Origin of the sequence: Chitinophaga qingshengii (genome assembly GCF_014529935.1) — a bacterium.
GTDB classification, from domain to species: Bacteria; Bacteroidota; Bacteroidia; order Chitinophagales; family Chitinophagaceae; genus Chitinophaga; species Chitinophaga qingshengii.
The window spans coordinates 140,848-167,831 of the sequence record NZ_JACVFC010000007.1 but is presented as its reverse complement, the minus strand read 5'-3'; the positions used below and the strand labels follow the sequence as shown (position 1 = coordinate 167,831).

General features: G+C 49.4%; 29 protein-coding genes. 9 read left to right on the top strand and 20 right to left on the bottom strand.

Annotated features, from left to right (window positions below):
- Window positions 1-9: 9 nt before the first annotated feature.
- From ICL07_RS31770 to ICL07_RS31760, 3 genes are all read right to left on the bottom strand, one after another.
- The gene (locus ICL07_RS31770) at window positions 10-996 is read right to left on the bottom strand and encodes an NAD-dependent epimerase/dehydratase family protein (protein ID WP_188092092.1); all 987 of its coding nucleotides are present in this window, start codon (window positions 994-996) and stop codon (window positions 10-12) included.
- 7 nt (window positions 997-1,003) lie between these two features.
- Window positions 1,004-1,801, bottom strand: coding sequence for an SDR family NAD(P)-dependent oxidoreductase (locus tag ICL07_RS31765; RefSeq protein ID WP_188092091.1), 798 nt, complete (start codon window positions 1,799-1,801; stop codon window positions 1,004-1,006).
- 116 nt (window positions 1,802-1,917) lie between these two features.
- Window positions 1,918-2,694, bottom strand: a complete 777-nt coding sequence (locus ICL07_RS31760; RefSeq protein ID WP_188092090.1) for an SDR family oxidoreductase — start codon at window positions 2,692-2,694, stop codon at window positions 1,918-1,920.
- 166 nt (window positions 2,695-2,860) lie between these two features.
- Between ICL07_RS31760 and ICL07_RS31755 the strand changes: the two genes are divergently transcribed.
- On the top strand, window positions 2,861-3,295 hold the full coding sequence (locus ICL07_RS31755) for a winged helix-turn-helix transcriptional regulator (protein WP_188092089.1): 435 nt from the start codon (window positions 2,861-2,863) through the stop codon (window positions 3,293-3,295).
- On the opposite strand, the gene ICL07_RS31750 is transcribed toward ICL07_RS31755, so the two are convergent.
- The 5 genes from ICL07_RS31750 to ICL07_RS31730 all read right to left on the bottom strand — a co-directional run bounded on the left by ICL07_RS31750 (window position 3,292) and on the right by ICL07_RS31730 (window position 8,533).
- Window positions 3,292-4,596, bottom strand: coding sequence for a sensor histidine kinase (locus ICL07_RS31750; protein ID WP_188092088.1), 1,305 nt, complete (start codon window positions 4,594-4,596; stop codon window positions 3,292-3,294). The genes ICL07_RS31755 and ICL07_RS31750 overlap by 4 nt on opposite strands.
- Before the next feature lie 58 nt (window positions 4,597-4,654).
- Complete coding sequence (locus ICL07_RS31745; RefSeq protein ID WP_188092087.1) at window positions 4,655-4,876, bottom strand: hypothetical protein; 222 nt, start codon at window positions 4,874-4,876, stop codon at window positions 4,655-4,657.
- Between the two features lie 128 nt (window positions 4,877-5,004).
- On the bottom strand, window positions 5,005-6,705 hold the full coding sequence (locus ICL07_RS31740) for a GMC oxidoreductase (protein WP_188092086.1): 1,701 nt from the start codon (window positions 6,703-6,705) through the stop codon (window positions 5,005-5,007).
- A gap of 88 nt (window positions 6,706-6,793) precedes the next feature.
- Window positions 6,794-7,351: a hypothetical protein gene (locus tag ICL07_RS31735; RefSeq protein WP_188092085.1), complete on the bottom strand. Its 558-nt coding sequence runs from the start codon at window positions 7,349-7,351 to the stop codon at window positions 6,794-6,796.
- 342 nt (window positions 7,352-7,693) lie between these two features.
- Window positions 7,694-8,533, bottom strand: a complete 840-nt coding sequence (locus ICL07_RS31730; protein WP_188092084.1) for a helix-turn-helix domain-containing protein — start codon at window positions 8,531-8,533, stop codon at window positions 7,694-7,696.
- 131 nt (window positions 8,534-8,664) lie between these two features.
- Here ICL07_RS31730 and ICL07_RS31725 point away from each other — a divergent pair, with 131 nt between their 5' ends.
- The gene (locus ICL07_RS31725) at window positions 8,665-9,510 is read left to right on the top strand and encodes a sugar phosphate isomerase/epimerase family protein (RefSeq protein ID WP_188092083.1); all 846 of its coding nucleotides are present in this window, start codon (window positions 8,665-8,667) and stop codon (window positions 9,508-9,510) included.
- A gap of 71 nt (window positions 9,511-9,581) precedes the next feature.
- Here ICL07_RS31725 and ICL07_RS31720 read toward each other — a convergent pair whose 3' ends face one another.
- Together ICL07_RS31720 and ICL07_RS31715 are read right to left on the bottom strand one after the other, a co-directional pair.
- Window positions 9,582-10,424 carry a universal stress protein gene (locus tag ICL07_RS31720; protein ID WP_188092082.1) on the bottom strand — a complete coding sequence of 281 codons (843 nt, stop codon included), beginning with the start codon at window positions 10,422-10,424 and terminating at the stop codon, window positions 9,582-9,584.
- A 70-nt stretch (window positions 10,425-10,494) separates the two neighbouring features.
- Window positions 10,495-10,704 carry a dodecin family protein gene (locus tag ICL07_RS31715; RefSeq protein ID WP_188092081.1) on the bottom strand — a complete coding sequence of 70 codons (210 nt, stop codon included), beginning with the start codon at window positions 10,702-10,704 and terminating at the stop codon, window positions 10,495-10,497.
- A 697-nt stretch (window positions 10,705-11,401) separates the two neighbouring features.
- Here ICL07_RS31715 and ICL07_RS31710 point away from each other — a divergent pair.
- Genes ICL07_RS31710 through ICL07_RS31685 form a run of 6 tightly spaced genes read left to right on the top strand, consistent with a single transcriptional unit; the run spans window position 11,402 to window position 16,206 of the window.
- On the top strand, window positions 11,402-12,058 hold the full coding sequence (locus ICL07_RS31710; protein ID WP_223152160.1) for an HAD family hydrolase: 657 nt from the start codon (window positions 11,402-11,404) through the stop codon (window positions 12,056-12,058).
- Window positions 12,058-12,897 carry a phosphoribosyltransferase family protein gene (locus tag ICL07_RS31705; protein WP_188092079.1) on the top strand — a complete coding sequence of 280 codons (840 nt, stop codon included), beginning with the start codon at window positions 12,058-12,060 and terminating at the stop codon, window positions 12,895-12,897. Before ICL07_RS31710 ends, ICL07_RS31705 begins: the two co-directional genes overlap by 1 nt.
- Window positions 12,887-13,441, top strand: coding sequence for a TerD family protein (locus tag ICL07_RS31700; RefSeq protein ID WP_188092078.1), 555 nt, complete (start codon window positions 12,887-12,889; stop codon window positions 13,439-13,441). The genes ICL07_RS31705 and ICL07_RS31700 overlap by 11 nt, the downstream gene beginning before the upstream one ends.
- Before the next feature lie 27 nt (window positions 13,442-13,468).
- A complete protein-coding gene (locus ICL07_RS31695; protein ID WP_188092077.1) occupies window positions 13,469-14,083 on the top strand; it encodes a TerD family protein in 615 nt (204 codons plus the stop codon).
- Window positions 14,084-14,126: 43 nt separating this feature from the next.
- The gene (locus tag ICL07_RS31690) at window positions 14,127-15,230 is read left to right on the top strand and encodes a toxic anion resistance protein (RefSeq protein ID WP_188092076.1); all 1,104 of its coding nucleotides are present in this window, start codon (window positions 14,127-14,129) and stop codon (window positions 15,228-15,230) included.
- Window positions 15,231-15,243: 13 nt separating this feature from the next.
- Window positions 15,244-16,206, top strand: a complete 963-nt coding sequence (locus tag ICL07_RS31685; protein WP_188092075.1) for a hypothetical protein — start codon at window positions 15,244-15,246, stop codon at window positions 16,204-16,206.
- A gap of 69 nt (window positions 16,207-16,275) precedes the next feature.
- Here the strand turns inward: ICL07_RS31685 and ICL07_RS31680 are convergent, their stop codons facing one another.
- From ICL07_RS31680 to ICL07_RS31640, 9 genes are all read right to left on the bottom strand, one after another.
- The gene (locus ICL07_RS31680; protein ID WP_188092074.1) at window positions 16,276-17,088 is read right to left on the bottom strand and encodes a TerC family protein; all 813 of its coding nucleotides are present in this window, start codon (window positions 17,086-17,088) and stop codon (window positions 16,276-16,278) included.
- Between the two features lie 24 nt (window positions 17,089-17,112).
- A complete protein-coding gene (locus tag ICL07_RS31675; protein WP_188092073.1) occupies window positions 17,113-18,621 on the bottom strand; it encodes a helix-hairpin-helix domain-containing protein in 1,509 nt (502 codons plus the stop codon).
- Between the two features lie 31 nt (window positions 18,622-18,652).
- Window positions 18,653-20,056 carry a PP2C family serine/threonine-protein phosphatase gene (locus tag ICL07_RS31670; protein ID WP_188092072.1) on the bottom strand — a complete coding sequence of 468 codons (1,404 nt, stop codon included), beginning with the start codon at window positions 20,054-20,056 and terminating at the stop codon, window positions 18,653-18,655.
- A 14-nt stretch (window positions 20,057-20,070) separates the two neighbouring features.
- Window positions 20,071-21,126: a TerY-C metal binding domain-containing protein gene (locus ICL07_RS31665; protein ID WP_188092071.1), complete on the bottom strand. Its 1,056-nt coding sequence runs from the start codon at window positions 21,124-21,126 to the stop codon at window positions 20,071-20,073.
- Window positions 21,126-21,755 carry an AIM24 family protein gene (locus ICL07_RS31660; RefSeq protein ID WP_188092070.1) on the bottom strand — a complete coding sequence of 210 codons (630 nt, stop codon included), beginning with the start codon at window positions 21,753-21,755 and terminating at the stop codon, window positions 21,126-21,128. Before ICL07_RS31660 ends, ICL07_RS31665 begins: the two co-directional genes overlap by 1 nt.
- A 10-nt stretch (window positions 21,756-21,765) precedes the next feature.
- Window positions 21,766-22,401, bottom strand: coding sequence for a vWA domain-containing protein (locus ICL07_RS31655; protein ID WP_188092069.1), 636 nt, complete (start codon window positions 22,399-22,401; stop codon window positions 21,766-21,768).
- A 16-nt stretch (window positions 22,402-22,417) separates the two neighbouring features.
- Complete coding sequence (locus ICL07_RS31650; protein WP_188092068.1) at window positions 22,418-23,056, bottom strand: vWA domain-containing protein; 639 nt, start codon at window positions 23,054-23,056, stop codon at window positions 22,418-22,420.
- An 80-nt stretch (window positions 23,057-23,136) separates the two neighbouring features.
- The gene (locus tag ICL07_RS31645; RefSeq protein WP_188092067.1) at window positions 23,137-23,829 is read right to left on the bottom strand and encodes a TerD family protein; all 693 of its coding nucleotides are present in this window, start codon (window positions 23,827-23,829) and stop codon (window positions 23,137-23,139) included.
- 7 nt (window positions 23,830-23,836) lie between these two features.
- Complete coding sequence (locus tag ICL07_RS31640) at window positions 23,837-24,412, bottom strand: TerD family protein (protein ID WP_188092066.1); 576 nt, start codon at window positions 24,410-24,412, stop codon at window positions 23,837-23,839.
- 401 nt (window positions 24,413-24,813) lie between these two features.
- On the opposite strand from ICL07_RS31640, the gene ICL07_RS31635 reads away from it, so the two are divergent.
- Window positions 24,814-25,287, top strand: a complete 474-nt coding sequence (locus tag ICL07_RS31635) for a hypothetical protein (RefSeq protein ID WP_188092065.1) — start codon at window positions 24,814-24,816, stop codon at window positions 25,285-25,287.
- A 46-nt stretch (window positions 25,288-25,333) separates the two neighbouring features.
- Here ICL07_RS31635 and ICL07_RS31630 read toward each other — a convergent pair whose 3' ends face one another.
- Window positions 25,334-26,788 carry an aminoacyl-histidine dipeptidase gene (locus tag ICL07_RS31630; RefSeq protein WP_188092064.1) on the bottom strand — a complete coding sequence of 485 codons (1,455 nt, stop codon included), beginning with the start codon at window positions 26,786-26,788 and terminating at the stop codon, window positions 25,334-25,336.
- Window positions 26,789-26,984: the final 196 nt, after the last annotated feature.

Below are 26,984 nucleotides of genomic sequence, written 5' to 3'. Positions count from 1 at the left end.
ACCGTACTCCTAAAAATAGTTATTTTCCCGGAACCAGTTAAATGCGCCGCTGACTGCTTCTTCAATCGGCGTATACCTTACCTGTAGCTCCCGTTCTGATTTTTTCCCTGAATAATAGTTATCGATGCATAACAGGTAAGCTGCTGTATAACTCAGTTTACTGCGTACCCGTGTGAAACGCTGTAACAGCGAGGCCGTCATACCCGCCATTTTCAGGAACGTTTTCGGAATCCGTACCATCAGCTTTTTCTCCCCCGCTACACGGTTCACCATTGTAAAGAACTCCCTGTAGCTAAGGTTTTGACCGGCCAGCAGGTAACAATCGCCCGGTTTACCATGAGTGATGGCATTGATAATTCCCCTGCACACATCCTGTATATGTACGAAATTTTTCCCTCCGGGTGGATAAAATAATATTTTCTTGCCCAGGCCGTACAAGAGTAATTTACCGGAACTGGGCTTTATATCACAGGGGCCCAGCATAAAGGTGGGATTGACCACCACTCCCGGCAACTGTGCTGCCGCTACCTGTTCCAGCACATACTGCTGCGCCAGGTATTTGGTATTGATGTAGCCGGAATTGGCGTTGAACAGGGTGAAGCCGTTCAACTCGCTGCCCGGCCGCTGCAGGCTACCCGGACCGATGGTATTGGCCGTACTGACATAGATAAACCGTTCCACCCGGTGACGGATACACGCTTCTACGATATACCGGGTACTGGTATAATTGATCCGTTCGTACGCTTCAAACGGGATATCCCATTGATCGGTAATACAGGCCGCATGCACCACGATATCGCAGCCTTTCACCGCCGCCATCACTTCATCGGGGTTGTCGATATGCCCATAGTACACCTCACAGGGAATATCTGCGATGCCTTTCAGATCGGCGGTAGGCCGTATCATCGCTTTGATATCATAACCCTGCCGGTATAGTTCCCGGGTTAGATTGGAGCCCAGGAAACCATTGGCTCCTGTCACTAGTACTGTCTTCATGTTTTGCTCAGATGGTAAATTGTATTTCCTTTTTGACTTCTCTTGACACCAGTTTTAACCTGAATGACAATGGCAACAGCTGCATTAGTTTATGATTGATGCGGTTCATCAATCCGGGGATGATCACCCGGTATTTGCTGAAAGTGCCTTTCAATGCAATCGCCGCTATTTCCGATGTATTCAGCAAGCCCATCTTACCTTTAAAACCCTGCCCGATAATGCGGCGCGAGGTATGCGAATTCGTCATGATCGGCCCGGGATACACCACGCTTACGAATAAACCGGTACCGGATAACTCCTCCCGTAACCCGAGGAAAAAGGAAGAGATAAAGGCCTTGGATGCCGGGTACACCGTTTTATAGGCGATCGGCGTAAAAGCCGCCATACTGGCGATATTCATGATATAACTCTCTTTATGCTGCAGCAGGTGTGGTATCAGCATCCGGGTAATGATCACCGTACTGCGGATATTGAGCTGAATAATACTGTCGATCCTTTCCAGGGAAGTATCCGTGATCGCAGAAGTGCCACCGATACCGGCGTTGTTGATCAGGAAATCTACCTGGTATTGTGACATGACCTCCTGGAGGGACTGTTGCAATAACGCTGTATTGGTCATGTCGAACTCTAAAAAGCGGACATCTACACCGTATTCAAGTTCCAGGCTTTCCGCCAGGGAGAACATATTACCCCCTGGCAAGGCCATGAGGATGAGGTTTCTGCCCATCGCTGCACATTGCCGGGCAAACTCCTTCCCCAGCCCTGAGCTGGCCCCCGTAATCATTGTATATTTTGCTGGTTGCATATGATTGTTGGCTTTGTGTAAACAGTTTCGTTCTTGTTACTGCACACAAAAATGCAGTAGCGGGGAGCTACTGCAAACGAATTTCTGTTGAATTGAGGGAAAACGACCTCGAGCCGTCAGGCATGGTCATCAGCCGGAGTGAGGCTCTGCCCGATACCGCCATCTACCAGCAGTTCTTCGCCGGTGGTAAACGTGGCGTCAAAAGCGAGGAACAATACGGCTTTGGCCACTTCTTCCGGGGTGCCGTGGCGGTGCATCGGGGTAGCCTGGTCGCCTATCTTACGAAAGGCCGCCCTTTCTTCTTCTGTAGCGTTGGTAACGCCCATTGTAGGCGTGTCGATAAAACCAGGGCTCACCGCATTTACGCGAACACCTTGTGGCAGCAGTTCTGCGGCGAAACATCTGGCAAAAGCCCGGAGCGCCGCTTTGGTACCGGAGTACACGCTCATGCCGGCGAAGCCGGTACTATCGGCTACGGAGGTGGTGAATACGATGGAACCGCCGCGGTTGATGATCGGCGCCAGCTCCTGTACGGTGAAATAACTGCCCCTGGTATTAACGGTAAACATCCCGTCATATTCTTCGGGCGTAACCGCCGACAGCGGTGTCAAGGCTGAAATACCAACGTTGATAAACAGCAGATCGATCTCTCCCAGTTTTTCCCGGGCAATAACGCCCAGTTCTCTGATATCGGCGATGCGGGAGGCGTCGGACACGATGGCATGCACCTTGCCGCCCAGCGTTTGGCGGACTTTCTCCACATTGGCGGGATTACGGGCGGTCAATAACACGGTAGCGCCCCCTTCCAGCAACATTTTTACGGTGGCAAGCCCCATACCGTGTGTTCCACCGGTCACGACGGCTTTTTTTCCTTCATACTTTCCTGTACGCATGTGTTGATTTTTTTGTGTGTTTGTTGTTCGTTTTGCTCCTGCAAAGGGACGCCAATAAAGCAGAAGAGTCAATAAGGGGAATTATGTTCGGATACGGATAATTTTTTCCGTATGTCCCGTTTGCGGAAATAGGGATAAATTTGTCCGGGTATAAAAACGCAAGACGATGTACGAAAAGAAAATCCCGAAAAACTTCACCTGTGGCATGGCTGTCCTGATGGAAATCATCGGCGGCAAATGGAAATCCTACCTGATCTACCTCATCAACAATGGGGTAAGAAGGCCTGCTGAACTGCAACGGGCGGTACCTTCCGCCAGCCGCCGGGTACTGGACCTCCAGTTACGCGAACTGGAATTTCATGGTATCATCAGGAGAGTGATTTATCCGGAAATGCCACCAAAAGTGGAGTATTACCTCACCTCCTTCGGTGAGTCGATGTTGCCGGTGGTAGCTGCCATGGAGAACTGGGGTATCCGTTATATGGAAACATTTAAGCAGCTGATGGAGAATAAGCAGCTGGCGATGGGGACAGCGCCCGAAGTGGAATTAAAGAAAACGGCTACACTATCCCGCCGCAAGGCTGTAGCGAAGGCTGTTTAACCGGGCAGGCCCTGGGGAAGGAAAACGGTGAAGCGGGTGCCTTTATCAATATGGCTCTCTACCGTGATTTCGCCGCCATTCTGTTGGGCAAACTCTTTACAGAGGATCAGTCCCAGGCCGGTGCCGCGTTCTCCGCTGGTACCATAGCCGGGACTTTGTTTATAGGAAAACAGGTTAACCACCTGCGTAGGCAGCATCCCCGTACCATGGTCGGTAATACTAATGGCTACCTGCTGCCCTGCCGGCTGCGCTCTCAGCTCTATCCGGCCACCGGTATAACTGAATTTTAAAGCATTGCTGAGGAAATTACGCAGGATGACGGATACCTGGTCTTTATCTGCATACAGCAGTAAGTCCGGTGGGATACTATTCTCCACCTTAATATTTTTCTGCTGGATGATCATATCAAAAAAATACAATACTTCTGTGGCCAGCGGTTCCAGTAAAAAGTTGACCGGCTGCGCCTGAATTCCTTTCATACTGCGGGAGCTCCAGCGCAGTACATTATCCAGCGAGCCGCCGAGTTGCGATATTTTTTTATGCAGCACGGCTGCCGCCTCTCCCATCTCTTCTTCGGGGTATTGTCCTTTGCCGAACATGTCCAGCAACACTTCCAGCGTGGCCAGTGGGCTGCGGATATCATGTGCGACGATGGAGAATAGTTTTTCCTTGTCTTTGTTCATAGTAGCCAGCACCTCGCGTTGTTTTTCTATTTCCCGCTGGTAATCTGACTGGATATGTTTAAAAAAGTTCAGCGCCACAATGATAAACACCAGCGACGTAGCGACGTTGGCCCATACCCGTTGGGCCGGTACAGGATCGGCCAGGGCCCAGTGTTGCGGGAAAAAGATGATGGCCAGGAAAGCGGCGATGGTGAGCAAACTCAAACTGACGGTGATCCAGCGGTTATCGTATACCAGGATACAACAGATCAGGATATTGAGCAGGAAGTATTCGGCGCCATTATGGAAAAAAAGCCCGACTACCGTGTATATCACAATGCTGCATACAATGGCCACCAGGCGGGCGCTCAGGTAACGTTGTTTCCAGTGCAGCCACAACACAAATACGTTAATGGCGCTGGTCAGTACATTAAAAAAGGCCAACAGGTAACGGCCCTGGCAGGTATTCAGCACAGCAAAAAAAAGCATGAAGGGAATACAGGGAATAGCCAGCAGGTTGAGCAGTTTGGTACGCCTGGACTCAATAAAGGGCATGAGCGGGTCTACGCCAATATTGACGATATAATTCCACGCACGTTGTATAAATCGGTATAAAAAGCCGGAAGGACCCTTCTGCATAGGACTACAAATATACCGCGAAAATCCGCTTATCAAGCATAACCCTGTCTGCTGGCTGTCAGCTTTCTTTTCCGGAGGGCCATAAAGTGATATCCAACAGGACGGCGGCGGTCAGCAACAGCATAAAAATGAGTATCCTGATGGCCAGCACCACGCCACGGGCTTCACTTTCCCGGTATTGCTGATAGGTTTCCACCACACGTTTCCCATATTTCACCATCAAGGCGATTTCGATGACCAGGAAAACCAATATTACTGTCCATTCAGAATAAGGATGCATAGGTTTTTAGTTTTGGTGACAGCCTGGCGCCGGCCGGCTTTTAAAAAGGTGGCAAAAAGAAGGAGGTGCCTCATCCGCCGATGAGGCACCTCTTCGCGCTGTGTGCGCTATAAAGTTAATAAAAATAGTTATAAAGACTGCCGTTTCAGCTCATCTACCGCGTGATTGGCTGCCCTGGCGGTGAGCGCCATGTAGGTCAGGCTCGGATTCTGGCACGCCGAGGAAGTCATGCAGGCCCCATCGGTCACGAACACGTTTTTTACGGCATGTACCTGGTTCCATTCATTGAGCACAGACGTTTTAGGATCTCTGCCCATTCTGGCGGTACCCATTTCATGGATGGCCATTCCCGGGAAGGAGTCGCGGTTAAAAGGCTGCACATTCTTCAGGCCGGCGGCTTCGAGCATGGCAACTGCTTCTGCCGACATGTCCTTGCGCATCTTCATTTCATTTTCTTTGAATTCGCAGTTGATATTGAGTACCGGCTGGCCCCAGGCGTCTTTCACGCTGGTGTCCAGGCTGACCATATTCTCTTTGTAGGGCAGGCATTCGCCGAAGCCCATCAGTCCCATCTGCCAGGGACCGGGTTCGGTGAGATAGTCTTTAAACGCATCGCCTACGCCCAGTTCCGCTATACCGCGCGACCATCCGGTGCGGTTGCTGTAACCGGTATAACCGAATCCCCGCAGGTAGGAACGTTTGTCTTTACCCACATTGGCAAAGCGGGGAATATAAAATCCGGCCGGACGCTGGCCGTAGTAATATTTATCATTGAAATCTTCCGAGATACCGCTGGCGCCGGCGTGGAAGTGATGGTCCATCAGGTAATGGCCCAACACGCCGCTGTCGTTGCCCAGTCCCTGCGGGAAGCGGCTGGACGTGGAATTAAGCAGCACAAAAGTGCTGGCCAGTGCAGAAGCGTTGAGGAAGATGACCTTCGCGTAATATTCGGTCATCTGTTTCGTGTGTTTATCAATCACGCGAACGCCGGTAGCTTTGCCTTTCGCCTCATCATAGATCACACTGTTAACGATAGCATCGGTGAGCAGGGTGAGGTTGCCGGTTTTTACCGCCGCCGGCAAGGTAGATGCCTGGGTGCTGAAATAAGCACCGAAAGGGCATCCGCGGCTGCAGCGGTCGCGGAACTGGCATTTGCCCCTGTCGCCGATAGGCTGTGTGAGGTTAGCCGTCCGGAAGATGGTCATGCGCCGGTCAGGGAAAGCCCCTTCCAGTTTGCCTTTCACATGTTTTTCAAAACAGTTCATTTCCATGGGAGGCTGAAACACGCCATCCGGCAGGTGTGGCAGCCCTTCTGCCTGGCCGCTGATACCAGCGAAGGCCTCCACATGGGAATACCAGGGCGCCAGGTCTTTGTACCGGATAGGCCAGTCAATGCCGATGCCTTCTTTGGCGTTGGCTTCAAAATCCAGGTCGCTGAGGCGCAGGGAGCCACGGCCCCACATGATGGAGCGGCCGCCTACGATGTCGGCGCGTTGCCAGTCGAACCGTTTGGTTTCGGTATACGGGTTATCGCCGTCTTTCATCCAGTAGCTATGGTTGAATTCCGTGTATACCCGTTCGCGGATCAGAAATTGATGGTCTTTTTTCAGTTCGTTGGTCAGTACGCCACGATGTGGCACTTCCCAGGGAGCGGCGGTAGCGGTGGTGTAGTCTTTTACATGTTCCAGCTGGCGGCCCCTTTCTATCATGAGCACTTTCAGTCCTTTCTCACACAGCTCTTTGGCTGCCCAGCCCCCTGTGATGCCGGAGCCCACTACGATGGCGTCGTATGTATTGGCCGCTTCGGCCTTCAGATTCAAATTGATCATTCCATGAAATTTACCGGAAGGCCGAAAAATAATAAAATATTCATACAAACCTAACAGAAATGGGACGACCGGAAAGCAGCCAGGATGATCACTTTATGTTTTTCAGCTTTACCAGGACACCATGTTTTCTCCCTTTCACGCCGTACTGTTGCTCCAGTGTTTTTCGATTGAGTATGGTCAGCCCCTCGAAAGTATTGGCATTTACTACAGCAAGACTGCCTTCCGGATCTTTTGTCACCACCTTGCCATCTACCACATAAACGATGTCATTATCTTCTCCCGGCGAGGGCACCAGTTTGCGATAAGCGGCATCCTGGCTGAAAATGAGCCAATAACGGTTACGGACAAACGGTTTTGTTTCGATGTAGACAACGCCATTCGGGTGCGCATCCGGTGTCGTGGGTTTCCGGACAGTGATATGGGCGACGGTGTTCGGATCGATGTCTTGCAGATCTGTGTTTTTCCTGAGTATACTATCTACAAAATAATCCGGAGGTGGCTGATTGGGGTCTTTGAAAGTAACCTTACGCTGGTTATCTGGTTTTGGGGGATAGTTCAGTGGGGTTGGCGGTTTAACAGGCGTTTGCGCATAGGCAGCTGCGCAACAGATCATCAACCCTAAAGAAAGCAATAGCGGTTTCAGCATAAACAGGGGAATAAAAGGTTTAACTAAAGATAACAAAAAGAACCGCAGTCATCGGATGATGCTGCGGCTTTTTACACTTCTAAACCAATTAACTACTATATGCAAGGCCGAAAACCCTTGACCTTCAAATTTTTTTGGGGAGAACCAAACAATGGTTTTTACTGATTAAGACGACTTATTTGCATGGCGGAAGGAAAGGTGCATGGATACTATCTGAGAAACCCCTGCCTGTCATCACATCATGCCAATAGGTATAGTGATAGGCAGACAAAGCACCCCCTCTTCACGCACAAATTTATCGTGATTAAGCACTGATGAATAGTACAAATACGACATCTTTTTTTACTGGGTCATCATCCGGTGCAGGCGGATGGTGTTCACCAGCGATGCTTCATTGAGGAAAGAGGGTGTAACACCTGCAAACTCCTTAAAATCGCGGATAAAGTGCATCTGGTCGTAATATCCGCTCAGGTGGGCGATGCGGGTCCAGGTGGCTTCGGGATGCAGTTCTTTCAGGTGATAGGCTTTACAGAAGCGGATCAGGCGTGCATATCGTTTGGGGGACATACCGGTGCGTTCCACACATTTCCGTTCAAATTGGCGTACGCCTACACAGGCATCGGCGGCCAGCTGTTCGATGGTAAGGTTGCCGGCATGTGCCACCAGGGTGTTCATCACGATATCCACCGGCAGCATGGGTTTCAGCTTTGATAGTTTCCTGAGCAGGTAACGTTCCACGATGCGTACCATCAGGTCCCAGTCCTCTGTATGTTCCTGCAGTTGTTCGTTGATTTCCCGTATTTCGGCTCCCAGCAATAGACTGGTATCAAAATCCTGTTCATGCATTTCTGTCATCGGAATTTTGAGCAGGCGGAACAACCCACCTGGTTTAAAAGCCACGCCCAGGGCCATATGATGCTGACCCAGGTCAAGCGTCACCGCCCGTTCCAGCGGTCCCACGGTCAGGGATACGGATTTGGTCTGAAACTCATTACTATACACCCGCAGCACCTTTATAGGATCTTTGATATAAAACATGATATACCGCTGATAGGTAGGAACAAACCGGTACATATTGGAGAGCCCCGGTGAGCGGGCAAAGTCAGCTTCATATATCGTGATATTACTGACAAACTCCTGCAGCGCAGGGTGTGGCGTATAGGCTTGCATCCGTGGTTTCATCGGTCCTCGTTTTATAGGTTAAAACAAATGTAACATTATCATCCTGTTCAGAAAACAACAGCCGCCGGTAAAATTTGCCCGGAAAATACCGGAAAATTTGAAGATATTGGCCTTATAACAATCGTTTGCATATGTCTTCGAGAAGAAACTTTTTGTTGCAGGCATCGCTGGGACTGGCCGCCACCGGCCTCTCCCCTATGTTGGCCGCAGCTGCACGCCCGGCAGCCGATACCCGGGGGAAAGACCGTCACGCTATGGGAGTAGCCGGTTACACCTTCGCCAAATTCGACCTGGACCAGGCCATTGCCATGATGAAACGGACCAATATCCGCCATATTTCCGTGAAAGATATTCACCTGCCGCTGCAAAGCAGCCCGGAGCAAATAGCGGCTGTACTCAGTAAATTCCGCGCAGCCGAAATTGAGGTATACGCGGTAGGCGTTATTTATATGAAAACGAAACAGGCAGTGGACGACGCGTTTGCCTACGCCAAAAGAGCAGGCGTACCCATGATTGTAGGCGTACCTACGCCCGAACTGCTGGACTACACCGAACAACAGGTAAAACAATACAATATCCGCCTCGCCGTGCATAACCATGGCCCCGAGGATGCACTTTATCCCGGTCCCCGCAACGCCTGGGACCATATCAAAAACAGGGACGCCCGGATGGGGCTTTGTATCGATATCGGTCATGCTACCCGTGCCGGCGAAGACCCCGCCAAGGCTGTACTCGCCTATAAGGACCGGGTATTTGACCTGCACCTGAAAGATGTAACCGCCGCCTCTAAAGACGGCAAACCGACAGAAATTGGCCGGGGCGTGATTGATTACCGCAGCCTGGTGGAAGCATTGGATAAAATCCGCTACAAAGGTATCTGTAGCATCGAATACGAGAAAGATATGAACGATCCACTGCCAGGTATCGCAGAATCATTGGGGTATTTCAAAGGGGTGGTGAATACGGTAAAAGCATAGCTGTTCCGGAGGGAGATGCCTCGGAGTTCACAGGGCTTTAGCCCTGTGAAACCAATGAACGCCCCGCCTCATCAATCCGGTAACGCCGGTATCGATAATAACGGCACGTTGGAATTATAGGCCAATTCCTTCGAAATGCTTTTATGGAAGATGGAAGACAGAAAAGAATGTTTTTTAGGCACCGTCACAATCAGCGAGGCATGATGTTCTTTGGAAAATGCTATCACACTGTCTGCTATATGGGTGCCCGTTACATAATGGAAAGCGGGATTATATTTTTCCAGCAGCTCATGTAAACGGGTGATCTGTTTCCTGGATTCCTCGGAATACCTGTCCTCCGTGGCGGATTCTACATTGATGACATGTACCTCCGGCTTGAACAGGTCGAGGTAATGGTGTAGTTTCTCCAGGGACGCTTTTGAAATATTCTCCAGGTCTGTGGAAAATACGATACTGGTGATCTCCTTGCCGACTACCGCTTCCAGGGGTACTACCAATACGGGAAATTCGCTTGTTTTCAGTACCTGTGCCGTATTACTGCCCATAAAAAACTGTTGCAGCCCGGTTTTACCCGCTACGCCCATTACTACCAATTCCACCTCATTTTCCCGGCAGAGTTTATTCAGTTGATCTGGCAGGAAAGCATCTTCCGCCAGCAATTCGTATTTGGTATCGGTGTCGGTCATCATGCGCAGCTGGTCCTGCAGGGCCGCCAGCTTTTCCATATTTTCGATATACAGGAGGTTTTCTACCTGTGGGGCGGGTACCGGAACATCGCTGCCAACGACCATTGTCCGGTAGGCATGATACAGGATAAGCCGCTCTGCCCCCAGTAAAGGCGCCAGATGCGTCGCGTATTCCGCCGCCCGGAAGGCGGCATCGGAAAAGTCGGTTAATATGAGCATCGATTTCATATCGTCTTCATTTATATGTGTGGTGAAAAAGGGATTGAACGTTTAATCCGGCTCAATCCCCATTCGCTGGTCAACGTTTGTCATCAAGCCGGAAAGCCACTTTGCAGATAGCGCCGTATGTAGTGATTTTTCCGTCATTCACATGTACCTTCAAATCTTTTACAAATACAGAGTCTACATTGTGAATCGTTTTGGTCACTTCCTGTACCGCATTCTGCACGGCATCTTCGAAACTTTTTTCGGAGGAGGCAATCACCTCAATCACTTTAACAATAGCCATAAGAAAGGTTTTTAATGGTGAAACAATACGACAGGTTTTATCAGGATCAAAGACTCTACCGGTTTGCCAGGCTCCCTCTAGTAGCGGCTTACCGTCCCAAACCACGGCAAGCGGACAGGCAATATTTCCCCGGAATGCGGAACCGTTTGTGCAAACATTGCTACAGTAAAAGGCTGTGTCAGCAAAGGTTTTGATTGAAAACCAGGCATTTTTTGACATGGTATCTCCCGGCATGATTCTGTTATCATAGTTAGCAAGATGTTTCTGAAATGGGGTGGTTTTGGTAAAACAAATCTGAGATGATACCCACATAACCTGAACTGGGTAATACCAGCGTAGGAAAGCAGGAAACACCAGGGAGGCACCGGTAAACCCGGCGCCTTCTTTTTTTGTGCGGCACCACTAGATAAGTTGTCATTTTGGCAACTTTCATTTATTATCAAACCTTTAATCCTGCAATTTTTTCATTTTCCTTGCCCGATTAAGTATTATATTAGCTAACAAACACTACGGCAGGCTTTTTGATACCTACCCGGCTTAGTCATGCAAATCGAAAAATGAATGTCCCGTTTGTAAACAATAGTTATTTTCACACTATGCTCTCATAAATAGGTTTAACCCCGATTTGTGCAGTATTATACACCATAACCAACGAATGAACAGCTATCAGCATTACTCTTTTGACCTCTGGTTAACCTTGATCAGATCTAATCCGTCCTACAAAAAGGAGCGGACGAAGTTTTTTTTCGATCACTTTAACCACCGGCAGAAATCCCTGGAAGAAGTGGAACGTATCTTCCGGCGGATAGACCTGATGAGCAATGCCATCAATGAAAAAACCGGCGGTAATATAGATACGGATACCCTGCACCTGATGGTGATCAGTGAGATGAATGACCATGAAGTTGATTTTAGTACCATCGACCTGGCGGCGTTGTACGACGAAATGGAAGCGATTGTCTTCAAATACCCGCCGATGGCGTATTGTTCCGCTACCAAAAATGTGCTGCGCACACTGCACCAGCGACAGGATTGTACCCTGGGCCTGTTGAGCAACACGGCGTTCATTAAAGGACGCACCCTGCGTAAAGTATTACAGGAACTGGAACTGGGCAATTACCTGCATTTTCAGCTGTATTCAGATGAAACCGGGGTGTCCAAACCCAATCCGGAAATGTTCCGGCTCATGCTGGAAACCGTTACCACTACCAGGAACGGGGAAACGATTCTTCCCCAACAGATCATACATATAGGCGATAACGTAAAAGCAGATATCGAAGGCGCCAGCAAGGCCGGCATTCATACGTTACTGGTCAACTCCAATCATCAATGTATCTCAAGCCTGCTCAACTAATGACACAGACTTATTCCTTACATAAAATCACAGATACCAGCCAGTTCGGGTTTTGTCCGGATGACTACAGCCGTTTCAAATTTGGAGACGATCTGGTAGCGGAAAAGTTCGGCACCGCCCTGGCCGATGGGTTTATAGACCATCACCTGAAAGGACGGGAAGTGCCGCAACTGGTGGTGGTATCCAGTCCGTATGCGTTCATTCCCACGGCTACCTTTGCCATGAAGAACCACTTCGTGTGCCGGCTCAACCGCTGGCTGGCAGCCCACGGGCACCCGGTATTACAGGAAACGAAAGTACACCGTACCATCACCTACAAGGAAGATTACGGTGAACTGGATGCCGAACAACGCATGAAACTGATCGGGAACGATTCGTTTCATATAGACCGGGAATTCCTGGCCGGCAAAACCGTCGTGTTCCTGGATGATATCCGCATTACCGGCGGACACGAGCGGATGATACTCAAAATGGTGGATGCCTACCAGCTGACCAATGACATGTACCTGCTGTACTATGCGGAGTTACAGAACCACAACATCCATCCCAACATCGAAAACCACCTGAACTATCATTTTGTTAAATCCATCTTCCACCTGGAGAAAATTGTGCAGGATGAACGGTTTGCCATCAATACCCGGATCGTAAAATATATTCTCAACTACGATTTCGATTCATTTTGTATTTTCCTGCAAAATCAGTCAGACCAGTTTATCAATATTTTGTATGATATGGCTATCGGCAACGGTTACCATACCATCGAAGCATATCAGCGAAATCTTCAGTATATTAACCAGTATATTTTTAGAAAACATAAAAGCATACAACATGGCAATTAATTTGCAAAAAGGACAACGGCAGGCGATTAATGCTCCCAAATTCACGATCGGACTGGGATGGGATACCAACTCATCTTCCACCGGCAGCGCGTTCGACCTGGACGCTTCTATCTTTGTGATGGGAGATAACAGAAAACTCCTGTCCGACCAGCACTTTGTGTTTTACAACAACCTTAAAACTCCCGACGGCGCAGTAGAACATACTGGCGATAACCTCACCGGTGAAGGCAGCGGCGATGACGAACAAATCAAAATTGACCTCTCCAAAATTGATGCAAATGTTTCCGAGATATGCGTGGTAGTAACCATTCACGAAGCTGAAGCCAGAAGGCAGAACTTCGGCCAGGTAAGAAACTCCTACGTGAGAGTAGTGGATGCCGCTACCAACGAAGTAATTCTGAAATATGAGCTGGAAGAAGATTTCTCCATCGAAACAGCCGTAGAATTTGGCCGTATCTACAAACGCAACGACGAATGGAAATTCGAAGCCGTAGGCGTAGGCATGAAAGGCGGTCTGCAGGATTACCTGAACAAATACAACTAATCTGTTCCATTAAATCACCCACAACAAATGGCAATCAATCTTCAAAAGGGCCAACGCATCAGTCTTGAAAAAAGCAATGGCTCCAAACTCCAAAATATCTGTGTAGGCATCAACTGGGGCGCTATCGAAAAGAAAGGGCTTTTTGGCATGTCTAAAACCAAGGAAGCGGTAGACCTGGACGGTAGCTGCGCTTTGTTCAATGAACAAAAACAACTGCTGGAAGTGGTTTACTTCGGTAACCTCCGGTCCCAGGACAACTCCATCCGCCACAGCGGTGATGACCTCACCGGCGATATGAACGGCAACGATGGCCTGGACAACGAAGTGATCACCGTGGACCTCTCCCGCCTGAATCCCAGCGTGAACTATGTGGCTTTTGTACTCAACAGCTTCCGTGGACACGACTTTGGGACTATTCCGTTTGCTTCCATCCGCATATACGAAGGCACCCCTTCCCGTGTGAATGAAGTATTTGCCACCTACGACATCGCCAGCGGTCCCGGATTTGCCGGCCACGTATCGATGGTAATGGGCGTTTTCTATAAGAAAAACGGCGAATGGAAGTTCAACGCCATCGGTGAACCCACCCGCGACCGTAAGCTGCAGGAAACCGTGGACACTGTGTCCAGGCAATACCTGTAGTCCTTACCTTTGTAATGCTATCACTTATTAATCATGATACCTTATGGAATCTAATCCAAACATAACTGATCAGGCAGCGCTTCCCGCGGTAAGACTGGACAAGGACGGCAACACCGACCTTACCCGTATCACCCCGGAAGAAACGCAGAAATACAATGAGCTCAACAAGTCGCTGGTTACCTCCGACGTGAACTCTATCCTGAACTACGGCGCCGACGTACAAAGCTCCATGGAGCGCTACAGCAACGAGTTCCTCACCTCTGTGCGTACCTACAACTCCGGAGAAGTAGGTGGCCTGATCAACGACCTGCTCACCGAACTCAATTACATCGATGTAGATGAGCTGAACCAGGGCGGTTTTAAGAGCTTCCTCTCTAAAGTACCGTTCCTGAAAAAACTCGTGCTGGATACACAGAAACTCTTCCAGAAATATGATACCGTAGTTGCCAATATCGACAAGATCACCAACAAGATCAAGGCGGGCCGTATCAATTCCCTGAAAGACAACAGTTCCCTGCAAACCATGTTCGACAGCAATGTCAACTACATCAAGCAGATGGAAGACCTGATCATTTCCGGTCAGCTCAAATACAATGAACTGAGCCAGAAACTGGCGGAAATGGAAGCCAATGCCGGCAACTACCAGGACTATGAAATTGCGGACCTCCGGGATTTCGTGAGCCGCCTGGATAAAAGACTGGCAGACATGAAGATTGTACGCTTCATCATGCTGCAGTCCCTGGCACAGATCCGGTTAGTGCAGAACAACAACACTTCTATCGCTGAAAAAGCACAATCTATCATTTCCACTACCATCCCTGTCTGGAAAAACCAGCTTACCATCGCGGTAGCGCTGCAACGCCAGAAGGCCAATGTGGAAATGCAACGCAAAGTTTCTGAAACTACCAATACCATCCTGCAGAAAAATGCAGACCTGCTCAAACAGAACAGTATCGAGGTAGCCAGGGAAAACGAGAAGACCGTGGTATCTATCGAAACACTGAAACGTACCACACAGTCGCTGATCGAAACGTTGCATGAAGTGAAGAGAATCCACGACCAGGGCGCCGAAAGCCGTAAAGTGCTGAACGGTGAACTGCAAAACCTGGAATCAGAGCTGAAGAAAAATGTAACTAACGTGAGCTAACCGTGTTTAGATAATGGAGGATAACCTGGCGATTATATTAAGTGACTCAAATAAAACCAACAGCAAACTACAGTTGCTGTCCGCTTTTTTTGAAGAAGAGATTATTTACAAAATATATCTCCGAAGCCAGGTTGTCCATAAGTTATTTGAAAGCAATCCCGAACTGGATATTAATAAGCTGGAGCTGTTCCACTTACAATACACTGCCTCCGCCATCGAACTGCTACGGAAGATCAAGGCCGCCAACGAAAGAAACGTAAGCCTGATCTACGATGAAATACAGCTCAACAAGGAGATGATAGAAAAGCTGAACAGCTCCGTCTTTTCGGAAAAAAATTACGATCTCGACAAACAGAAACAAGCGCTGAAAATAAACCTGTCCCTCCGCAGGTTGTACCAGACCCTGTCTGATAATACGGATGAATATCCCTTCTCCAAAAACATCAATACCTTCAGCAGCCGCTTCTCGCAGGATTTTTATTACGATATCTCCGCCGACCAGATGATGGCCCTCGTTCAATATGATGCGGCCGATGTTTACAAAAACAATTACGCCACCATCCAGAAAAAACTCATGGGACTATTGTGCAAACACGATTTCCGTACGGAGTTTTTCTGCGGTCTTAAAACCGGTGGCATGATCGCGGAAGTGTACCGTTTCCTGGATGTTGACCGGCATTTCCTCTTCTTCCCGTCCAAAAATCTCTTCCTGCTGTGCGATCTATCCACCATCCCGGATATCGATTGGAGCAACAGCCTGTCTAAAAAAGCCAGGATCATGCACGAACTGACCGATAAAAACGATCAGCTCGAAAGCAGGGCCAATATCCTGAAAACCGCTATCCCGGACAATGTACGGGCTTTGTTACAACAGTATTATGATAAAATCTCCGAAGTAGATTTCCTCCAGAAAATCGGCAACTACGATGTGCAGACCAACATCCTCCGCACGATGCTCAATACCGATACCCTCTAAAAAAAATTGCATCAGCCCGAAGACCAATGCAATTTTTTTTATTTGGTTATTTTCTTATTTGGTTATTGGTTATGCTTTTTTGCTTTCCAGCTCAACAGCGCGCCCTTTTTTAGGTACGTTGAACAGGAAAGAAGTAAGGATCGGAATAACGAACACGCCTACTGTCAGGATGGATGTCCATACGTCAGCAATGTGGCTTTCCAGGAATTTAGTGATCGGCGATTCTGTATTGTAGTGTTCCCACAGGGACAGCGACAGTTTCAGGCCCAGGATCGCAATCACCACATAGGCTGCTGTTTCCAGGAAAGAGAACTTCGTCATCAGTCGTACGAAAGCCTGTGCCACAAAACGCATGGCGAGGATACCGATGAATACGCCGAGGCATACCAGCAGGATATTATCTGTAAAGGCTACTGCCGCAAAGATATTGTCGATAGAGAAGGCCATGTCCATTAGCTCCACCAGGGCTACTGTAGCCCAGAAGGGACCGATAGCGCCTACTGTCATCTTATACAGCCAGTTCTTTTCCTTGTCAATGGATTCTTCTTCCTCCGCTTCGGCAGCTTTGGCTTTAGCACGTTTTTCTTTTGCCCAGCTAAATACCAGGTACAGCAGGTACAGGCCGCCCAGTGCTTTCAGCCACCAGAACTGGATGAGGAAAGAGGCAAATAACATGGCCAGGCCACGGAACAAATAAGCGCCGAAGATACCGTACTTCAACGCACGGTCGCGCTGGTGTTCCGGCAGGTCCATCACCATCGTGGCCAGCACGGCAGCGTTATCTACCGAAAGCAGACTTTCGATGATAATCAGGTTTCCCACCACGATCGCCGATGGGACGGGATTGTCAATAATTTGTTGGAATAGTTCTGCAAAATTCATTTTTAGTGTGTTTTTTTATTGTTCTTATTTGTTCGCCATTGTAATAATCACTACCCTCCCTCCTTCTTCGCGGGACAGCAGCAGTTTTTTACCATCTGTCAGTTCCACCATGGTGCCGATGGGTATCTCCTTATCTTCCGTCAGGTCTTTCAGGGAGTTCAGTTTTTGATTCACCAGCACCCATTTGCCCTGATGGAAGGTGAAGTAGCCTACCGGCACTTTCTGTTCGGGCGTGAGCCGCTCATTACGGATAATATTGCGGTTGGCATGCCATTGAAACAGGTATTGGTTATGGTACACCATCAACCGGTGGTTTTCCGGTTTCCAGACGGTGGGTTTAAACTCGTAGTAGAGGTCCAGTACCGGCAGTGTGCCTTTATGGGGCGTACCACAGAAAGGGCATTTCGGGGAGATGGTATTGTCAAACACATACCACTTCTGTTCACAGGCCGCATTGCTGCAAGGCTGCATCAGGTCGGTGGTTTTGAGCAATGCCTGTTCCCACATTTCAGCCGGCGGCCGGTTGTTGGGCTGATGCAGGCCGGTAATGAAAGCCTGATCAAACAGCTCTTTCAGGTACGGGCCCACGATGGTGTAGGGCATTTTGTTCACATCTGCCCAGGGTAGTTCCTTCGGGTTCAGCTGGTTGGGCTTGGGCCGGTTGGAGGTATCCTGCGGATGTTCAATGAACAGGGCTTTTTCGCCCATAGACAGCAGATCGTCTTTTTCCGTATCCAGGTCGTGTACCTTACCTCCTTTCAGCGGATGGCGGTACAGCAGGTACATATAGAGCATTACCGCCAGTGCGTGCAGGTCGGTAAGACGGTTCGGCAGCTTGCGGTTAGGATCTTTAACATCGAGGTGTTTGGTAGCCAGTACTTCCGGTGCAATAAAATCGGCGGTGCCGATTACATCCGGCGGAAACAGGCCGGGTACTACCAGTCCATCTATATCGATGATGGCGGCCGATTTGCTCACGGGGTCCACCAGCACGTTTTTATAGGAAAGGTCGGAATGGGCCAGTCCGGCGGCATGCAGGCGTTTTACACCCCTGGCGATATTGACGCCGATCTGGAAATAGCTGAGCCAGTTGCCCAGTTCTGCTTCATCCAGGCGCAGTGCGAACTGTTTATTCCGGAATTTGGGAGAAGCGAACCATTTGCCCTCTTTTTCTTTTCCTTTGATCAGATCGTTGGAAGCGTATCCTTTTTTGAAAAAGAAATTCTGATTATAGCAGGGAACGATGAGCCCTACTTTTTTGTCCAGTTCCACCATGTCGGTAGGCCAGCAGTACAGGTCCTTGTAGTAATGACCGCCTTCGCGGTTAAAGAAACTGTTATAGTATTCGGTGACGATTTTACGTAGCCGTTCGCGGGAGCTGAAATCCTGGTCATCCCGGTAGAAGGCCACCACGTATGATTTATCGGGGCTGAAATACACATCTTTCATACCGCCGCGCATAGGTTCGCCGTTATCAACGTATTGATAAGACTTGCCTGCATTGATGACGGAATGGACGGTTTTTGTGTTCATGATATTACGGTGTTACCTAATCAAAATGCAATTAACTGATGATCATCAGGGTCCGGTCGTCGTGATTTCCGGGGCTCCAGAAGTCCATCCAGGCGGCGAGTCGGCCGGCGCTTTCCGGGGAATGATCGCCTAACGGCAGCGCGGTATTTTCCGGGTTATTGCCGTTCAGGTCGTCCAGGAATGTTTTCCAGATGTCGATCTTCTCCAGGTTGGCCTCCACCACGAATTTAGGGTCGTAGATACCGTCGGTCATCAGCATGAGATACGCGAAATCCGGTACCAGTTTAAACCCGAAGCGTGTCGGGAACTTGTCGCTCGTAAAGATTTCAGGCATAGTAATAAACCGGGTGCCGCCGCCAAATTCTCCTACGTCGAGCCGGTTCATCAGGGTGATGGCCGAACAGTCTTTGTTCAGCAGTCCAATGGGACAGTCTCCCACCCCAAAGCTCATGATGACATAGCCAAATGCATATTTTTTCAGCAGCACAAAGATAAGGGTGGAATGCAGATCTTTTATGGAAACCTGCTGTGCGGTGGCAAAATCCTCCAGTTTTTTATGAACGGCAAAAGCGGCTTTTCCCAGGGTATCGTATACCAGGTGGTTGATTTTTTTCTGGGTATCCATGCCCGTGCCACTGGCGTGCTCTTCGAATAACTTATCGATATCCGCTGTGGGCGCAGTGTTGAAGTATTGTTCAAAGTAATCGGTAATGCCGGCGCAAGCCAGGCGGGAGCCCTCGCGGGAGAGCTTCGCACTGCCCGCTCCATCGGACACGGCCAGCACACTCCAGCCGGAGGGTTCCAGGTGGCGGAAGGCGTAGTCGTCGTCGCGGAACGAGCCCACGTTGGCGTGGGAGCGTCCCCGTTTGGAAGCTACCGTCACCCAGCGATCGCCGAGGGGCGCGCATTCGGCCACCTCATCGGCTTTCCAGAAAGGATCGGCGGTATCGCTGGGAATATTTTTCCATAGAGACCGTGGGTTCGGATTTATGACCAGCGGCAGCAGTTTCTCATGTGCCGCAGCCTCCGCATCTCCACCTGCCAGTCGGAACTGTAAACGCAGGCGGTAATCGCCGGGTTTTACCGGCGTACCTTCAATGGCGCCGGTAGCCGCGTCGTATTGCAGACCGAATTCTTCCAGTCCTTCGATAGCCGTCCACGTTACATCGGACCAATTCAGCTGCCGGAAGTCGAGCGTAGCCTGGTAAGGCTTGCCCACCGTGGCATTGGGAATGGTCACGGGTTGTTGTTGTATATCTGCCAACCGGTTTTTATACTGCCATATGTCCATGAGTCGTTGTTGATTTTCCAGAATCTGTTGCGCGATCTGTTGATTAGCAGTATCATTCAGAAAGGCGTCAAACAGCTGTTCTTTGCTGCTGGCAATCGTAATTTGTTTCGCAGCAAATAGTTCGCGTATATACTTTTTTCCCATGCTGTTGCTGCCTTTTAGCCCTGGGCGCGGTTAACATCAAACCCGCCTTCCCCGATACCGTAGGTACCTTTATTGCCGCACCAGGGGCAGGTACTGATATGTTCTTCCCCGATACAGTGTATCTGGCCGCATACGCACATGGCGAAACCCACCTGGTTGCCACAGCAGGGACAGGTAGGATTACCGATCAGTTCATCGCTGTTGATGCGGGAAGGGCCTGCGGAGCTATCGGACAGTTCCTGGTAGGTATTATCTACCTGAAAAGCCCCTACCAGCCGGTATGACAGGCGGTTGAGATCCAGTCCATATATCTTCGCCTCTTCTTCCGAGCGGCGGTATTTCACCAGGTAATTACGTTGCAGGTTCTGGCATTTGCCTACCAGCACCGCGTAGTTACTGTCTGTATAACTTTGGGGCGGAATAGGTTTCGTAAGATCAACCTTACTCAGTGTATCGCCGCCGTATATATTCGCCAGTTCAAAGCCGGAGGCGTTTTTCTCCACACTTTCACTGCTGGTTTTAATAGAATCCGTCACCCATTTGAAGAACTGTTTATACGCCGCAGCGTTGCTGTTTTTGAAGTGGATGATATTTTCCGTCAGTTCTTTCAGCACATGCACATCCGCTTCGTTGCCGAAGGAAACCGCGACCATATTAGCCGTACGTTGCCAGTTCTGTTTCCATTCAGCGATAGCCGGGCGGGTATCATCCGTCGGCACGCCATCGGTGAACAGGAATACGATGGGTTTCCAATCGCCTTTCTGTTCGTAGGTGGTTTTCACCTGGTTTTTGCGCAGCTCATACATGAGATGACCGAGGCCTTTGCTGAGCGAGGTACCGCCGCCGATGGGGAAACGGGGCGGGTAAAAATTGATGATCTCCTGCAGGGGTACCAGTGTTTTGGCCTGTCCTGCGAAGACGATGATAGAAACCCAGACGGTTTCAATAGCGTAGGGGTCGGCTTTGAGGGCCTGAATAATTTGGGACAGGCCTTCTTCCACCTGTTGAACCGGTTCTCCGACCATGGATTCGGAGACATCTATCAGAAAATAAATGGGGAGTCTTCTCATTATCTGAAGTTTACGGAGGTTACGTATACGGTGCCTGGTCCGGTAATTTTAAGCATCGAGATCCCTTCTCCGCCGAGCATATTGCTGCCGGAAAAGTGGGACGACATTCTGTTTTGCATATCAGCATTCATACAGATAAAACTTTTTTCATCCACAAAAACCGTCTGCCCCGCGCCCAGGTCAAGCGTGGTAGGTGTTCCGATCACGTCCAGGAATACCGTACAGTGGCCGGTGATTTTCTGCATAATGAGGCCGGTACCGCCGATGAGGGAGGTAAGGTTCAGCTTCGCGTCGATATCTACCTTATCAGAAGAGGCCACATAATAACCGGAGCGGCAGATGATGCCACCGGGGATATTTTTCAGGTTGATGGGTAACAAACCGACTTTGCCGGCTACCATCAGTTTTTTTGGATTAATGTTGGTATTGCAAAGCTCTACCTGGAAAATGCTTTCACCGGTGAGTTTTCTTTTGAGTACGCCGGCGATGCCTTTATCGAAAACGTTGACAGAAGAGTTGATACCTTCCTCATAATAAATCAGCGCGCCTTTTTCACAATAGAATTTCTCGTTGTGTGTCAGTTCTACCTGCAGACTTTTAAAGTCATGCCCTATCAATTTTACGTTCATAAGTTGTTGATCAGATCACTAAATTCACTTCCTGGGGTGGCGGCGGCAGGGTAACCTGTTCCGTTGTGCCCATGCTTTTGTTTCCTTGTTCGATGGTATCGGACACCCACTTAAAGAACTGGCGCAGCGTAGCGCTATCGGCGGTATCGAGGTGTACCACGGTACCGGTGAGTTCTTTGAGCATATCGTTATCGGCCGCTTTACCGGCGGCGCATCCTACGATAGCGCCGAAGTTGAGGCTTTTGATTTTGGGGATCATCTCCCGGTACAGTTGTTGGTCCGATGGTTTGCCATCCGTAAAAATAAACAACAGCGGACGCCAGTCTCCTTTCTGGGTGGGCGTTCCGCGTTGTACTTCCTTGACCACTTTACCGTAAAGATATTCCAGTCCCTGGCCGGTATGGGTAGGGCCACTCTGCGGGCAGGTGATTTCGGGCAACTGGAAGCTCACCAGTTCGGTGAGCGGAACCAGTTCCTTTACTTCCCTGTCGAACGTGATAATGCTGAGCCACAGGGAATCCAGGGCGTGGGCATCCATACGAAGATTGTTGATCATTCCGCTCAGGGCATTGTTCAATGCCTGAATGGGCTCCCCATACATGGAACCGGAGGTGTCCAGCAGGAAATATACCGGTAGTCGTCGCATATATGTACGTTAAGTCTTACACTACAATATTCAGTTCAGCGGGTGGTGGTGGCAGTTCATGGAGGCCGGTCACTTCTTTCCCGGAGTCTTCCACGCGGGTAGAGGTTACGCCGATGGAGGCGGTTACCCAGGCAAAGAAGCGGGAGATGGTGGCGCTGTCGGCAGTGTCCAGGCTGACCACATTTTCCGTGATCTGTTTGAGTACAGCAGTATCCGCAGCATGACCGGCGGCGCAGGCTACGGTATACGCGGTTTTACGCTGTTTGAAGGCAGTGAGGCCATTCTGCCAGCTATCGGTAGGCACACCGTCCGTCATGATGAATACCAGTGGTTTCCAGTCGCCTTTTTGTTCGGTGGTGGTTTTAGCCACTTCCCTGTCGATGCACTGGCTGACCAGTTGCAGGGCTTCACCGAGGGCGGTGGTACCGGTAGCGCGGATATCCGGCATCTGGAAGGAAGCCAGGTCCGTTAAGGGGATGGCTTGTCTGGCGGAGCTATCGAAAGTAATAATACTGATGAACGCAGTCTCTATGGCTTGCGGGTTCTGACGTAATGAACTGATCATTATCTGCACGCCATTCTTCACGGCCTCTATTGGTTCTCCGCTCATAGAGCCGGAGGTGTCCAGCAAGAGGTATACAGGTAGTCTTCTCATAAAATGTTGGTTAAATGCGCTGCTTTTGTTGACAGGGCTAACAATTTTTGCTACAGTAAGTTAAATCATTTTTCCGGGGATCAGGAGTACACCAGTTTTTTCAGTTCGTCCACGAAGTTATCTGACTGGTGCGGGTTACCGATGGCTCTGAATTTCCAGGCGCCGTCTTTACGGTATATTTCAGCAAAAGTCATGGAGCACATACCGTTGTAGGTGCTATCACCGGAGAGGCTGAATTTCGCGATCTCTTTACCTCTGGCGTCTACGGCGCGGATGAAGGCGTTTTCGATCATACCGAAGTGCTGGTTGTTGGCGCGGCCCTGGTAGATGGTCACCATAAACAGGATTTTATCATAGCGCTGATCCATCTGGTTCAGTTTAATGATGATCTGTTCATCGTCGCCATCGCCGGCGCCGGTACGGTTATCGCCTGTGAGCCAGATATGGCCGGAAGGATGTTTCATGGAGTTGAAGAAAATCACGTCTCCTTCATACAGACCAACGCTTCTACCGTCGCGGGTTTGCATCGTACGACCGAGGTTGGCTACCTTACCGTTGTTATCCAGCAGGAAAGCTACCGCATCGAGGTCATATTCTTCTTCTTTTTGGGCACCGCCGCCGAAAAGTTTTCCGAAGAAACCGCCGCCGCCTTCCGCTTTTTTCTGTCTAACATCCCATCCCAGTCCGATGGTTACCGTAGAGAGGTCAAATTCTTCTCCCTGGTCATTTTTACGGAGGTCAATGGTTTGACCTTTTACTAAATTGATCGCCATATATAGGTTATTTAATGATCTGTCCCTGAAAATATTTAGAGAGGAAAAATGCCAGGTCTTCCTTGTATCCTTTACCGGAAGCTTCAAATTTCCATTTACCGTCTTTTTCGTACAGGCGGCCGAATTCCACGCCGGTTTCGATGGAGAAGTCCTCTCCCAGTTCGTACTTAGCGATTTCCTGGGAAGTAGCGTTATCCACGATACGGATATACGAATCCCTTACCTGGCCGTAGTTCTGTCTTCTGGCGATAGCGTCGTGGATGGTTACCACGAACAGGATTTCTTTTACCCGTGGATCTATTTTGGTGAGATCCACCATGATGGTTTCATCGTCGCCGCCGTCGCTGTTGCCGCCGGTAGGGTCGTCGCCGGTATGATGCAGCGCGCCGTCCGGTGAGTCGGTGTTGCCATAGAAAACGAAATAACGTTCTTCGGGGATTAACCTGTTTTCTCCGATCATAAAAGCGGATGCATCGAGGTCGAAAGCCGCACCGGTGCCTTCGTTCGGCTCCCATCCCAGTCCTACACTGATGCTGGACAGGCCAATATCAATCCTTTGTCCCTTTTGTAAGTTAATAGCCATTTTTCGAAAAATTTAAAACGTAGGTAAGATAGTATTTTTAATTCAGAATGGGTGGAACATATTTTTAAATTAATATGTGTAGCGGGGGAGGAATCAGCAAGAAATGAATTTTTTATTAACCTGGAGCTTGGTGCATGGCATATCCCCAATTTTTGCGGCTACTTCTGCAAGCAGGATAAACGAATTCCAACAGAAAATTATCTTGTATCTATACCCACGGCTATTTTCGGAAGGAAGATTAGAAAGGCCTTAAAATGAACTTAAAAGCGTCTACATACCTGTTGTGCATTCTCCCAATTCTTTACCTTAGTTCAGGAACGCCGTTTTGTATGCCCTGATATTTTGAACCCGATACTATCATTGAAAGCACAAACCACCGCCACCATTTTATACCGGATTATATGAAGTATACAATGAATTCCGCAGGTCATCTTTTTTTCACCAAACAAATAGCTCTCCAAAAACGGGGACTATTATTGTTTCCACTGGCCGTTTTGTTTCTGGGCGTGATGATTTATTTACGTGCGGGAAAGCAAATTCCGTTATATGCCATTCCTATTCCGCTGCTCATTTTAGTGAATGCTTTTGTCGCACTGCCGCTGATTGGCGCCAATACCTGCAGAAAAACGATTGCCGGATATGAAGTGGCGGCAGAAGGGATTGTCCGCTTCATCTGCTATGCGCCGCTATGGTCTAAAGCCCGGGTGTATGAGGTTAATATGCAGGATTTGCACCGCACTTCCGGTAAAAGGGATATTTATAAAATAAATCCAACTATCCGTATCTCTGTTGCTGAAACAAAGCAACTGTTTTATTATTTCCCCACTTATTTTGAAGATGCTTCACGGCTCTCCGGTCTCTTAAAATCGGAGTAGTCTTTTATCTTGTCCGTATATAAGGACAAGATAAAAGACATATTATTTACTGCTTCGGTATCTCCTTTAAAATATCCAGCAGGAACGCATAGAACAGCTTTACGGAAGATATCTGCACACATTCCTTTGGGGAGTGAGCACCACGGATAGTAGGCCCGAAAGAAATCATATCCGGCCCGTTCAGCAAGGAACCGAGGATACCACATTCCAATCCGGCGTGGATAGCGCCTACTTTGGGTTTGCTATCGAAATGTTTACCATGCAGCGATAACAGTACTTGCAGGATAGCTGAATCCGGGTTAGGTTTCCAACCGGGGTAACCGCCCACCTGCATTACCTCGCAGCCCATATTTTCCAGGGCAGCTCTCACGGCCAGGGCTACATCTTCCTTGGTACTGTCTACGTTGCTACGTTGCAGTGACTGTGTTATAAACTGACCGTCTTTTACGATTACTTTAGCCAGGTTGTTGGATGTTTCCACGAGGCCGGGAATATCAGGACTCATGCGGAATACGCCATTAGGAATAGCGTAGATGGCACGCAGCAGCCGGTCGAAATATGCTGGTTCCACCACGGAAGCAGGCGTAGCTACAGGCTTTATTTCTACCGTAAGGCCTTCTTCCACGCTTTTATATTCTTCCTGCAGGGTGGCCGCAAAAGCATTTACCAGCGCCTCAAAACCTGCTTTGTCGGCGCCCGGCACGACCACCGTTGCGTGGGACTCGCGGGGGATGGCGTTACGCAGGCTGCCGCCGTCGAGCGAAGCCAGCTGCACATCAAATGACTGCCGCGCTTTGAACAGCAGGCGGTTCATCAGTTTATTGGCATTCGCCCGGCCACGGTTGATATCCATACCGGAGTGGCCGCCCAGCAGACCTTTGACGATGATATCATAAGCGGCGCCGCCAGCCAGGGCAGGCACCTGCTGGTAGGTACCTTTACTATTGGTATCCAGGCCGCCAGCGCAACCGATGGTGATTTCATCATCTTCTTCGGTATCCAGGTTGAGCAGTATTTTCCCGGTGTAAGGTGCAGGGTCCAGCTGCATGGCGCCGGTCATACCGGTTTCTTCGTCGATGGTAAACATCGCTTCGATAGCGGGGTGTGGGATATCTTTTGAGGCCAGGATAGCCATGATAGTAGCCACGCCGATACCATTGTCGGCACCCAGCGTAGTGCCGCGGGCCCTTACCCAATCGCCGTCTACATACATATCAATACCTTGCGTATCAAAATCAAATACGGTATCGTTATTTTTTTGGTGTACCATGTCCAGGTGGGATTGCAGGATAACCGTCTGGCGGTCTTCCATACCAGCCGTCGCCGGCTTTTTGATACACACGTTGCCTACCGCATCTTTCTTCGTTTCCAGGCCCAGCTGTTGACCAAAGGCTTCCATAAAGGCAACCACCTTTTCTTCTTTCTTAGAGGCCCTGGGTATGGCGTTCAGCTGACTGAAATATTGCCACAGCGGCTGCGGGGCCAGTGATGTTAGTTCCATGTTGTTTGATATAACATTGTTAGGCAGGCAATGTAGGTAAATCCGGGGAAACGGGCAAACGGCTACAGATACCGGAGATACATGTCCGGATTATTCAGAAAAGAAATGGGTGATACGATAATGTTCAGTATCCCGGAAATCCACCTGCTGCATGCCTTTGTCGTGTATTTCGGATAGCCGTGCACCCGGGATACCC